This is a genomic window from Priestia taiwanensis (assembly GCF_014638355.1).
Taxonomy (GTDB): Bacteria; Bacillota; Bacilli; order Bacillales; family Bacillaceae_G; genus Priestia_D; species Priestia_D taiwanensis.
This window is the reverse complement of record NZ_BMFK01000002.1, coordinates 430,274-442,661: the sequence shown is the minus strand read 5'-3', so window position 1 is coordinate 442,661 and position 12,388 is coordinate 430,274. Positions and strand designations below refer to the sequence as shown.

Annotated in this window: 12 protein-coding genes; 7 read left to right on the top strand and 5 right to left on the bottom strand. The window is 38.2% G+C overall.

Annotated features, from left to right (window positions below):
• The 5 genes from IEV41_RS14300 to IEV41_RS14280 form a co-directional block, all read right to left on the bottom strand.
• A complete protein-coding gene (locus IEV41_RS14300; protein ID WP_188389175.1) occupies positions 1–1,044 on the bottom strand; it encodes a sensor histidine kinase in 1,044 nt (347 codons plus the stop codon).
• Positions 1,041–1,772 carry a cell wall-active antibiotics response protein LiaF gene (liaF, locus tag IEV41_RS14295; RefSeq protein ID WP_188389174.1) on the bottom strand — a complete coding sequence of 244 codons (732 nt, stop codon included), beginning with the start codon at positions 1,770–1,772 and terminating at the stop codon, positions 1,041–1,043. The genes IEV41_RS14300 and liaF overlap by 4 nt, the downstream gene beginning before the upstream one ends.
• 113 nt (positions 1,773–1,885) lie before the next feature.
• Complete coding sequence (locus IEV41_RS14290; protein ID WP_188389173.1) at positions 1,886–2,533, bottom strand: PspA/IM30 family protein; 648 nt, start codon at positions 2,531–2,533, stop codon at positions 1,886–1,888.
• Positions 2,534–2,554: 21 nt separating this feature from the next.
• Positions 2,555–2,911 carry a lmo0954 family membrane protein gene (locus IEV41_RS14285; RefSeq protein WP_188389172.1) on the bottom strand — a complete coding sequence of 119 codons (357 nt, stop codon included), beginning with the start codon at positions 2,909–2,911 and terminating at the stop codon, positions 2,555–2,557.
• Between the two features lie 185 nt (positions 2,912–3,096).
• Complete coding sequence (locus IEV41_RS14280) at positions 3,097–4,212, bottom strand: aminopeptidase (protein ID WP_188389171.1); 1,116 nt, start codon at positions 4,210–4,212, stop codon at positions 3,097–3,099.
• 238 nt (positions 4,213–4,450) lie between these two features.
• Here IEV41_RS14280 and IEV41_RS14275 point away from each other — a divergent pair, with 238 nt between their 5' ends.
• From IEV41_RS14275 to ccpA, 7 genes are all read left to right on the top strand, one after another.
• On the top strand, positions 4,451–4,894 hold the full coding sequence (locus IEV41_RS14275; RefSeq protein WP_188389170.1) for a DUF948 domain-containing protein: 444 nt from the start codon (positions 4,451–4,453) through the stop codon (positions 4,892–4,894).
• A 1-nt stretch (position 4,895) separates the two neighbouring features.
• On the top strand, positions 4,896–5,222 hold the full coding sequence (ytxJ, locus tag IEV41_RS14270; protein WP_188389169.1) for a bacillithiol system redox-active protein YtxJ: 327 nt from the start codon (positions 4,896–4,898) through the stop codon (positions 5,220–5,222).
• 149 nt (positions 5,223–5,371) lie between these two features.
• Positions 5,372–7,561, top strand: coding sequence for a bifunctional 2',3'-cyclic-nucleotide 2'-phosphodiesterase/3'-nucleotidase (locus IEV41_RS14265; protein ID WP_188389168.1), 2,190 nt, complete (start codon positions 5,372–5,374; stop codon positions 7,559–7,561).
• Positions 7,562–7,779: 218 nt separating this feature from the next.
• Positions 7,780–9,063, top strand: a complete 1,284-nt coding sequence (locus IEV41_RS14260) for a homoserine dehydrogenase (protein WP_188389167.1) — start codon at positions 7,780–7,782, stop codon at positions 9,061–9,063.
• Positions 9,064–9,067: 4 nt separating this feature from the next.
• Positions 9,068–10,123: a threonine synthase gene (gene thrC / locus IEV41_RS14255; protein ID WP_188389166.1), complete on the top strand. Its 1,056-nt coding sequence runs from the start codon at positions 9,068–9,070 to the stop codon at positions 10,121–10,123.
• Positions 10,120–11,028: a homoserine kinase gene (thrB, locus tag IEV41_RS14250; protein WP_188389165.1), complete on the top strand. Its 909-nt coding sequence runs from the start codon at positions 10,120–10,122 to the stop codon at positions 11,026–11,028. Before thrC ends, thrB begins: the two co-directional genes overlap by 4 nt.
• Positions 11,029–11,366: 338 nt before the next feature.
• Positions 11,367–12,365, top strand: coding sequence for a catabolite control protein A (gene ccpA / locus IEV41_RS14245; RefSeq protein ID WP_188389164.1), 999 nt, complete (start codon positions 11,367–11,369; stop codon positions 12,363–12,365).
• The last annotated feature ends 23 nt before the right edge of the window (positions 12,366–12,388 follow it).

The window sequence follows — 12,388 nt, the reverse complement described above, 5'->3', positions numbered from 1 at the left end:
TTATATTCCTCCTTCTGCAACAGGTATTTTTACTTCTAGTTGTGTACCTTTCTTTAGTAAGCTGACAAGTTTGAATGTGCCACCAATCTCATTTGTACGTTCACGCATCGATTGTAGGCCATATGAACCAGCTTTTGGTTTGTTTAGATCAAAGCCAACGCCGTCATCGATAACTTTGAGTAAGATTCCTTTTTCAATCGGACGTAAGCGTAGTTCAATATTCTTTGCTTGCGCATGACGAAGTGTATTAGAAAGAGCTTCTTGAACAATCCGGAAAAGATGGTCTTCTACGCCTTTTTCCAAGGAGATTGTATCGTCAATGTACCACTTAATGGTGATGGATTGTTTTGCTGAGAGTTCTGTTAATAAGTCATGGATAGCGTCTTTTAGCTTTCTACCTTCTAATTGAACAGGTCTTAAATGGAGAAGGAGAGCACGCATCTCGGACTGTGCATTAACTGCCATTTCCTCAATTAATTGAAGTTGTCGCTCAAATGGTTGTTTGTTCGTGTTTGGCATTTCATTAATGGCCGAAATCATCATAGAGATGGCGAAGAGTTGCTGGCTTACCGAATCGTGGAGTTCGCGTGCTAAACGATTTCGTTCTTTTGAGACAGCATTCTCTAGTTCTTTTTCTGTTTCATTGGCTCTTTCGTTTGTGATTTTTTGGAATGAAAGAGCTTGTTCTTCTAAGCTTGATGCCAGAGCATGGAAGCGTTGTTCGATGTTTGTAAAATCATCTAGTACGTCGTTTTCTGGAAGCGTAAATTGGCCTCTTTCTATTTGAAGCAGTGATGTATCTAGTTCACGCAATCGCTTTTTAATCACGTAACCACCTATATATCCTGTACAAATACCGAATGCAATGCTAAGTATAAGGATGAATAATGCAAGTGGGATAGAGGCGACGTCTGTTTTGAATAGAAATGTATATGAAAGCTCTTCGCTATACCATATATAAAGAAACGAAATAAGTGCAGACAGAAGCAAAAAGGCAAGAGTCGAATATTTCATATACAATATTTGAATGTTTGTCTTTTTCATATGTTTCTCACCTCGATATCACCGATTAATAAAGAGGAGATGATTTTTACTTTTCTCGTTGCTTGATGATAATTTTCTGTTCGTAGTGTATAAGAATGATTAAAGCCTTTTTCTTGATGACCAAGTACATTAAGTTTCCCGATAAGAACGGCGTTTTGAATGGACACATCACTATCGTATGGGACGTATATACGTACATCACCAATAAGTCCTCTAAGGAGAATCACCGTTTCTCCTTCTGGAAGGACGGTAAGCGATAGGTCAATATGAACATCTCCCATTCCATAATGGATGTTAATATCTTGTAGTTCGTATACATGATCAATCATTCGTATGTGACCGATGAGCATATTGTTTACAAATGGCTCTACTCTCTCTAGCTTATGGTTAGAAGAGGGTTCAATGAAGAGATCCACTTTCTTTGGTTTTTCTTTACTCGTATACAATTCATACCCAACATAGGCGACGGTAGCTACAAGAATAAATTGAAAGGCGTAAGAGCCTAACATACACATAACAAAGAAAAAGATACCAAGAATAAAGAGGATGTTTCCTTTCTTTTTATCTTTTTGTTTGTAATGTCTTCCTAATAGGATAAGCCCGATGGAAAAGGCGATACCTATTATGTTAATACCGCCAGAGAGAAAAATATCGGCGATAAAACCGATGGAAATAAGCAATGCAATAATTCCAGCGAGTTCGGATTTTGATTTAGGTCGTTTTAACAAGTAGCAAGCCCCCTTTTGGCCCAGTCTATAATGAAAATAAAGGTATTGTCATGTTGCACAATACCTTTATTTTAGTATAAGAGTAGAGAAACGTGAAGAGAAGTGTTTAGTTATTATGCTTCAACTGTTTTTCTTTCTACTTCTTTTTGTTGTTGTTCTAATCGTGCAATACGATAATCGAATGTGTCACGCTCATAATCTGCATTTACGCGAAGCTCTATTTCTTTCATTTGTTGTTCGATTTCATCGAATTTGAAGAATGGATTGTTCTCCGATAGTTTATGCATAGAGTCGTTAATACGGCGATGTGTATGTGCCATGTTTTCACGGGCCATTAATTCTAATCGTTTGGTCTGCATTTCTTGTAACTTACGGCGTGCTTCTTGTAAGTTATCTTGTAGTTGTTCTGTTTGTGTAATGCAGTCGTTGTATAACTTTTCAGCGTGTTCAGCACGTTCTGTATAGTAAGAGATATCTTGTAATGCACGCTCTTCTAGTGTTGTTTCTCCAGCTTGGCGAGCAATTTCTGCTTGCTTTGTACGTTTTTCAACGAGTATACGTGCTTGTTCTTTCTCACGGAAAAATTCTCGTTGTAATTTTTGGTGGCGCTGAATAAGTGCTTCGATTTTGTTTGTTTCTCGTTCACAATCACGTAAGTATTGGTTTAGTAAAGCAATCGGGCTCTTTCTCTCTTTCTCATCTAATACAGCATGAATATCTGCTAATACGTTGTCACGAATACGTTGAAAAATGTTTTTCATAGGGAATCTCTCCTTTTATTTTTAATGTTTTTTGCTTAATTCGTTCCATTCACGTTCGAAGTTATGGAAGCTGTCTTGTGTGTTTGAAGAATGATAGTCATCTTGCTTGTCTTTCTTCCATTCTTTGTAGCCATAGTATAGAAGGGCGATTGCACCGATACCGATGATTGCTGGGAAATTACCAAGCGCAATCGATAAGCCGATAAGACCGACGATACCCCATCCTAACTTGCCTGGTAGGGAAGTTGCTTTGCTAAACGATTTTACGCTATAGTAGGCAATTGCTGCTCCAATCGCTATTCCGATAATACCTCCTAGACTAGCGATTGCGATGAAGCCTAAGACAATAGCTGCGACAACTAATAAGAAGTTTTTCATCGTGTTGTCCTCCTTTCGTTTTCTTACTCTTATCATAGTCAATTGCGAGAAAACGGATAACGAGCTTCAGCATGATTTTGAACTAAGACTTAAGACCGAGAAGAGAAGGTACGAGAGGTGGAGAGCATAAAAAAAGCTGATAGAAAAGGGCTGTAATTGCCTCTTTCTATCAGCTATATGGTTCGTTATTTTAAGTTTTCTGGGTTTAAGCATTCTAATGCTTCGATAACGAAGCGACCGTCTTTACGGATTAGTACGTCGTCGAAGTAAATTTCACCGCCGCCGTACTCTGGGCGTTGGATACATACTAGATCCCAGTGGATGTCTGAATTGTTGCCGTTGTATGCTTCTTCATATGCTTGACCTGGAGTAAAGTGGAAGCTACCGTCAATCTTTTCATCGAATAGAATGTCGCCCATTGGATGTAAAATGTATGGATTCACACCAATCGCGAATTCTCCAACATAACGGGCACCTTCATCTGTATCGAAGATTTTCGTGATGCGCTCTGTATCGTTGGCTGTTGCAGCGATAATTTTTCCGTCTTTGAATGTTAATTGAACATTCTCAAATGTATATCCATTGTATGGAGATGGCGTGTTATAGGAAAGCGTTCCGTTAATCGAATCTTTCACTGGTGCAGTAAATACTTCACCGTCTGGAATGTTCATTTCACCTGCACATTTAATAGCTGGAATGTCTTTAATCGAGAATGTTAAGTCAGTTCCAGGTCCTTTAATGTGTACTTTATCTGTCGTGTTCATTAGTTCTACAAGGGTGTCCATTGCGGCGTTCATCTTGCCGTAGTCAAGGTTACATACGTCGAAGTAGAAGTCTTCGAATGCTTCTGTGCTCATTTTTGCTAATTGAGCCATTGAAGCATTCGGGTAGCGAAGAACAACCCATTTTGTTTTTGGTACACGAATATCACGGTGAACTTTCTTTCCAACTGTGCTACCGAATACTTTCATTTTGTCAGCAGGTACATCTGATAGTTCTGTAATGTTATCGCCAGAGCGTAAGCCAATGTATGCATCCATATCTTTCATCACATTAGCTTCGTACTGTGCAAGTAAATCGAAGTGTTCTTCTGTTGCTCCCATAAGAAGGGAACGGTCTACTTGATGGTCTTTTAATAAGACAAATGGATATCCACCAGCTGCATATGCTTCTTTTACTAATGCATTTACTAGCTCTCGCTGTAAGCCGAAGTTTTCAATTAATACTTTTTCGCCTTTTTGTAGTTTTACTGAATAGTTAATTAGATTCTTTGCTAATAAAGTAATACGTGGGTCTTTCATTCGGTTACTCCTCCTATGTATGTACAATACTATTATTAGTATGACAAGTAGTATACTGTCTCTTCTTAATTGTACCCTAACTTATTCGAAATGTTGAAGTAAATATATTTTTAGTTATCTAAAAATATTTAACATTCTATCAAAAAGTAGATTAGAAGCAATTTTGGGTATGATATAGTATGATTAAAGGAGTCAAAAAGTCGAATACATATTATTATCATAATGGAGGTTGAGAAAGATGGATCTATTGCATATAAGTGTGTTTATTATTGCGGTAGCATTTGCCGTATTAGTAGGGTATTTAGCAAAGACGTTAAACTCATTATCAAAAACATTAAGTGAAGTAGCAAAGACAACAGATAGTTTAGAGAAACAAATGCAGGGTATTACGAAGGAAACAGCTGAATTATTACATAAAACGAACCGCTTAGCGGAAGATATAGAACAGAAGTCGGAGAAGTTAAACAAAGTAGTAGACGCTGTTGGGGAGATTGGTGAAACTGTTTCGACATTCAACCATAAGGTACGTAACGTATCAAATACAGTGACAGATCACTTACAAGTAAGCGCAACGAAGTTCGTCCAAGTATCAGAAGTGGTGAACGGCTTTTTAGATCAAATTAACAAATTACGCATGAAGAAGAAGCAAGCGAAAATTTATCGTGAGCGAGAAGGAGAATAATATGTCACAACAAAAGATTATTACAGTAGAAGAGTTTGAAACAATTGCACAGGAACAACAAACATTCCTTATTTTCAAAGCGAGCACAACGTGCAACATTAGCGAAGATGCATTCGTAGAATACAATACATACATGAGCAAAAATGAATCATTACCTAGCTACTATTTATACGTGCAAGAAGCACGCCCATTATCAAACCACATTGCAGAGAAATACGGTGTTCGTCATCAATCTCCGCAAGTATTATACGTTCAAAACGGAGAAGTTACATGGAACGAATCGCACTGGCGTATTACAGTAGATTCATTAACAAAACATATTGGATAAACGAAGAAACTTGGTGCGATAGCATCAAGTTTCTTTTTTTATTCCTACTATAGTCTGAATGTGTAGAAAAATAAGATAAATAAATTCTCAAAACAAGCCGAAAAATGTAAGATATGGTTGTAATGAATAAAATATGAAAGAGGTAGAACATGAGAAATAAATGGTTTCATTTAGTAGTAGCACTTGTATTTATTCTATCATTTATTGTATCACCAACTGCTTCAGCTGAAACGAAAGAAGCGGAAGTTGCACTTCGTATTTTAGGAACATCGGATTTACACACACATCTTACAAACTACGATTATTATCAAACAAAAGAAGATAATAATGTAGGATTAACACGAACAGCTTTACTTATTAAACAAGCAAAACAAGAAAATGAGAATACTATTTTGCTAGATAACGGGGATGCATTACAAGGTAATCCTCTAGGAGATTATACTGCTTCTGTTAAGAAAACAGGAAAAAACCACGCTGTTTATCGTGCGATGAAGTATTTAGGTTTTGATGCTAGTAATTTAGGTAACCATGAGTTTAATTATGGTTTATCATTCTTAGATGAAGCAATCGCGTCAGCTGGATTACCAATTTTGAATGCGAATGTGTATGATGTGAACACAAATAAAAACCGTTATAAGCCATATGAAATCTTAACACGTGAAGTAAAAGAATCAAATGGCAACAAGCAAGAGATTAAAGTCGGTGTTATTGGATTTGTTCCACCGCAAATTATGAACTGGGACAAGTTACATCTTGATGGAAAAGTAAGAGTAGAAGATATTGTAGAAACAGCCAATAAATTCATTCCAGAAATGAAACAAAAAGGCGCAGATGTTATCGTAGCACTCTCTCATTCTGGATACGGTTCTGCAACACATGAAAAAGGAATGGAAAATGCGTCGTATCAACTAACCAAGCTAGACGGAATTGATGCCGTTCTAACAGGGCACTCGCATGATCAATTCCCATCAGGAACGAATTATACACATTTACCGAATGTAGATGCAGCGAATGGAACAATGAACGATACACCAACGACGATGCCTGGTGTATATGGAAGTCATCTAGGTGTAATTGATTTAACGTTAACGAAAGAGAACAACAAATGGAGCGTAAAGAATGGAAAAGGTTCTCTTCGTGCCATTAAAGATATTAAGGGTAATGACGAAGGTTTAATGAATGTTGTGAAGGAAGACCATGACAATACAATTAAATATGTTAACCAAGAAGTTGGCAAAACAACAGCATCTATTAATAGCTATTTTGCTGTTGTACAAGATGATCCATCTGTTCAAATCGTATCGAACGCCCAGAAGTGGTTTATGGAGAAAGAATTAAAAGGAACAGAATATGAGAAGTATCCAGTTTTATCGGCAGCTGCACCATTTAAAGCAGGTGGCCGTAACGGAGTAGAGTATTATACAGATATTCAACCAGGAACGTTAGCAATTAAAAACGTAGCAGACTTATACGTATATCCGAATACAGTGTACGGTCTATTAGTAACAGGTAGTCAGCTACAAGAATGGTTAGAGATGTCGGCAGGGCAATTTAATCATATCGATGTATCCAAGAAAGAAGAGCAACAATTAGTAGACACGAAGTTCCGTACGTATAATTTTGATGTCATTGATGGTGTAACATACCAGATTGACGTAACAAAGCCAGCTAAATACGGTGCGAAAAATGAAGTGTTAAATGCGAATACAAGTCGTATTGTGAACCTTTCCTACAACGGGAAGCCAGTAGTGGCAGATCAGAAATTTGTTGTGGTGACAAATAACTATCGTGGTTCGAATAAAGCATTTCCAGGTGTGAAAGATGCACAGACAATCTATAGCGGTGCGAAAGAAACGAGAGAAACAATCGTTGAATACATTCGTGATACAAAAAATATTAATCCAACAGCAGATAAAAACTGGTCATTTGCCCCAATCGACAAACAATATGCACATGTAAATACAGTATTTGAATCTTCACCAAAGGGACAAGCATATATCGGAGCGGATTCACCAATTTCGTATGCAAAAACAGAAGGAAGCGGATTTGCGACATATAAATATACATTACCGCTAAAAGCAGAAACAACAACACCGCCAGAACAGAAAGAACCAACGGTAGAAGAGAAAGAGGAGACGAAGGAAACAGAAAAGCCAGGTCTGAATGAATCGGACGGTGGAAAAGATGTAACGAAAGAACACACGAAAGGAACAGAAGAAAAAGAACTACCGAATACAGCAACCCCTATCTTTAATCTTCTTTTAAGTGGGTTAATATTATTTGTAGTTGGTAGTGGGGTATTTCTATACAGTCGTAAACATATGACATCAAATGAATAATGAGATGGAGAGAAAAGACCGCAAAAGAAAGTGGTCTTTTCTTTTTGCATGGAATACCGTCGCACCTCTTTTGATTCTTGCAATATACATAATGGAAAAACGAATTAATTATCAGAATATTTTGCTTTTTAAGCTATTACTTTATATAATGAGTGGAATAGAGAAACCAATCAATGCATTATTCTTTTTAAATTATAGGAGAAACGAGGGTGTAGCAAATGAAAGAGGTTGTAGGAGTTGGATTAATAGGATATGGAACAGTTGGTAGTGGTGTAGTACGGATTTTGCATGAGCATAAAGAGAAGATGGAGCGAGAAACAGGTTGTGATGTAGTAGTGAAGAAAATCGTTGTTCGTGATAAGGAAAAAGAAAGGTCTTATCCGTTACACGGTGCACAGTTAACGACATGTATTGAAGATATACTAGAAGATACTTCTATTCACGTTGTAGTAGAAGTAATGGGGGGAACAGAGGAAGCAAAGGAGTATATTTTGCGTGCATTTGAAGCGAAGAAGCACGTTGTTACAGCAAACAAAGATTTGCTTGCGATGCACGGAGAAGAGTTATTGAACGCTGCTGCAAGGAATGGTTCGGATTTGTATTACGAGGCATCAGTAGCAGGAGGAATTCCGATTTTAAGAGGTTTAGTAGATGGATTAGCTTCCGATCGCATTCAAAAAGTAATGGGAATTGTGAATGGAACAACAAACTATATGTTAACGAAAATGACAGAGGAAGGCGTTTCGTATGAAGGTGTGTTACGAGAAGCACAAGCGCTAGGATTTGCTGAATCTGATCCAACAGCGGATGTCGATGGATTAGATGCGGCACGAAAAATGGTTATTTTAGCGACATTAGGATTTTCGATGAAAGTAGCATTTGAAGATGTTGATGTAAAAGGAATTCGCCATGTTACGCAAAAAGATTTACAACTTGCTTCACAGTTAGGATATGTCATGAAGCTAATTGGAACAGCTGAAGAGAAGGATGGTGCGGTATCGATTAGCGTTGCACCAACACTTATACCAAAGTCACATCCATTAGCGGGTGTACGTAATGAATATAATGCTGTATACGTGTACGGAGAAGCAGTTGGACAGACAATGTTCTATGGACCAGGTGCGGGACAATTGCCGACAGCAACGGCTGTTGTAAGTGATATTGTAACAGTAGTGAAGCATATGCGCCTTGGTACGACAGGAAAAGCGATGTCATTCGCATCTAGGTCGAAAGTGTTACAAGATGATAGCAACATTCATTCAAAGTATTTCTTGCGTGTGCATATGAAAGATGAAACAGGTACATTCTTAGCATTGACGAAAAGTTTTGTACAAGAAAATATAAGCTTCGATAAAATTTTGCAATTGCCACTAGATGATGAAAATGCGGAGGTTGTTGTTGTGACGCATTCAACATCGAAGAAGCAAATACAACAAGTATGTGCATCGTTAGACAGTCAATATATGGAGATGGTTAGTTTATATCGAGTGGAAGGGGAATAAGTTCATGTATAAAGGGTTATTAGACAAGTACCGAGATTTCTTACCGATAACAGAAGCAACACCAATTGTATCATTAGTAGAAGGAAATACGCCGTTAGTGCCTCTTACACAGTTATCAAAGGAACTTGGTATTAGGCTATATGCAAAGTTAGAAGGAGCAAATCCAACTGGCTCCTTTAAAGACCGTGGAATGGTGATGGCGGTGGCAAAAGCGAAAGAAGAAGGTACAGAAGCAATTATTTGTGCTTCAACAGGTAATACATCTGCTTCAGCGGCTGCATATGCTGCCCGTGCAGGTTTGAAAGCATATATCGTCATTCCGAGTGGGAAGATTGCGCTTGGTAAGTTAGCTCAGGCGGTGATGTACGGAGCTAATATTGTGGCGATTGATGGGAACTTTGACGAAGCGTTAAAAGCGGTAAGAAAATTAGCAGAAACAGAAGCTATTACACTTGTAAACTCAGTTAATCCTTATCGAATTGAAGGGCAAAAAACAGCAGCGTTTGAAGTATGTGAGCAATTAGGAGAGGCGCCGGATGTGCTTGCCATTCCAGTTGGTAATGCTGGGAACATTACAGCATATTGGAAGGGATTTAATGAGTATCATAAGAGGGCTGGTTATGCTCTTCCTCGTATACATGGTTTTGAAGCAGAGGGAGCGGCAGCGATTGTAAAAGGAGAGCCAATTGAAGCTCCTGAAACAATCGCAACGGCAATTCGTATTGGAAATCCTGCGAGTTGGAATGGTGCTGTGCAGGCTGCAACAACGTCAGGCGGGGAAATTGACTTCGTAACGGATGATGAGATTCTTCATGCTTATCACGAGATTGCACGGAAGGAAGGGATTTTCGCGGAGCCAGGTTCAGCTGCATCAGTAGCAGGTGTAATAAAACATGTGGAAGAAGGAAAAATCAAGAAAGGAGAAACAGTGGTACTTGTGTTAACGGGCAATGGCTTGAAAGATCAAGATACGGCTCTTTCTTCTAGTGAAGTGAATATCACGGAATTAAATGATATAGAAGAGATTCGTACGTATCTTCGTGGTGGAGTATTAGCATGATGTTCACAGTACGTGTACCCGCAACGACAGCAAATTTAGGTCCTGGTTTTGATTCGATGGGATTAGCGTTATCTCTCTACTTAGATGTAGAAGTTATCGGCCCTTCAGAGGTATGGAATGTAATACATGATTTAGGTGATGATATTCCACAGGATGAGCGAAATTTAATTGTGGAAACAGCACTATATGTGCACCCATCTCTTCCACCACATACGTTAAAAGTCCGCAACGATATTCCATTGACGAGAGGGCTTGGTAGTAGTGCTTCTGCGATAGTTGCTGGAATTGAGGTAGCAAATATGTTAGGTAATTTATTGTTATCAAAGGAAGAGAAGGTAAAAATAGCTTCTATTATTGAGCAGCATCCAGATAATGTTGCACCAGCAATATTAGGGGACTTTGTTGTTGGAATGGTAGTTGAAGCGAAAGTTCGTTATATTCATCATACATTTCCACCATGTGATATCATTGCAGTAATTCCATATACGGAGTTAAAGACGACAGAGAGTCGTAATGTGTTACCGGAAGCAATGCCTTACAAAGATGCGGTAAAAGCAAGCGCTACAGCGAATGTACTTGTAGCTTCGCTATTACTTGGAGACTGGGATACAGCAAAAGGAGTTATGGAAGAGGATGTATTTCACGAACCATATCGAAGCAAGCTTGTTCCTCATTTAGAGAAAGTTCGTCAAGTTGCGAAAGAAAACGGTGCGTATGGAACAGTCTTGAGCGGAGCGGGACCTTGTGTATTAGTATTTACAGGGGCAGGAGAAGGTGAATCATTGCAACAAGTTTTGCAAAAGATAGCAGAAGATATGCTTGTGCAACAACTTGAAGTAGAAAAAGAAGGTGCCCGTATCATTCATTGTATCAATCAACGAGAGAGTGAAGAGGTACAACAATAAAATCTGAAAGCGGATAAGGAGGGGAATTAGACACCCTGCTTACTCGTTTAGAAAAAAATGTTAACGCTTTCTTGTAATGGGATATGGTTCGTATTAGGCTAAGAGGATTTTTTTTACAAGAAATAAGGGTAATTTGGCATATTTCTTGCGAATAGAACGTGTTTTTTTATGTAATTAATTGTCGAAATCGTGAATGTAGTATACAATTGTATGGACTACACGTATTTTTTTTGACATCTCATGCGCGGCTTAGATGTCTTTTTTTCATATTTTCATGTAAAAATAATAAAACTATAGTTTAAATAGAAAGATAGTACATAAAGGAGCGAATAATTAAGATGAACGTAACGATATATGATGTAGCTCGTGAAGCGAACGTTTCAATGGCGACTGTATCACGAGTAGTTAATGGTAATCCTAATGTGAAACCAACTACAAGAAAGAAAGTATTAGAAGCAATTGAACGATTAGGATATCGTCCAAATGCTGTTGCACGTGGTCTTGCGAGTAAGAAGACAACAACAGTAGGTGTTATTATCCCTGACATTTCAAATATCTTCTTTGCGGAATTAGCGCGTGGTATTGAAGATATTGCAACAATGTACAAGTACAACATTATTTTAAGTAACTCAGATCAAAACAAAGAGAAAGAATTCCATTTATTAAATACGATGCTTGGCAAGCAAGTAGATGGTATTGTTTTCATGGGCGAGAACATTACACCTGTACTTGTAGAGGAGTTCGAACGTTCGCCAGTACCAATCGTATTAGCAGCTTCATTCGATGAAGGAAATGTAGTTCCATCGGTTAATATTAATTATGAACAAGCAACGTACGATGCAGTTACTTCATTATTTGAAAAAGGTAATAAACGTATTGGTTTCGTATCTGGACCAACAGAAGAAATTAATAGTGTAAACAAGAAGTTAGCTGGATATCGTCGCGCGTTAGAAGAGGCTGGCATTGCATTTGATGAATCACTTCTTGTAGATAGCGACTTCACATACGATTCAGGAATGGAAGCGTTTGATAAATTATGGGAATTAGATGATAAACCGACAGCAATCTTCGCATCTTCAGATGAATTAGCGTTAGGATTAATTCATGCAGCGCAAGATAAAGGGTTACAAATCCCGACAGACGTAGAAGTAATTGGCTTCGATAATACACGATTAGCAACAATGGTTCGTCCGACATTGACGACGGTTGTACAGCCAACATACGATATCGGTGCTGTTGCGATGCGTTTATTAACAAAATTAATGAACAAAGAAGCGGTAGACAATCATACGGTTACTCTTCCACACCGTATCAAAGTACGTCAATCAACGAAATAATTGCAAACGAAACAGCCACTATT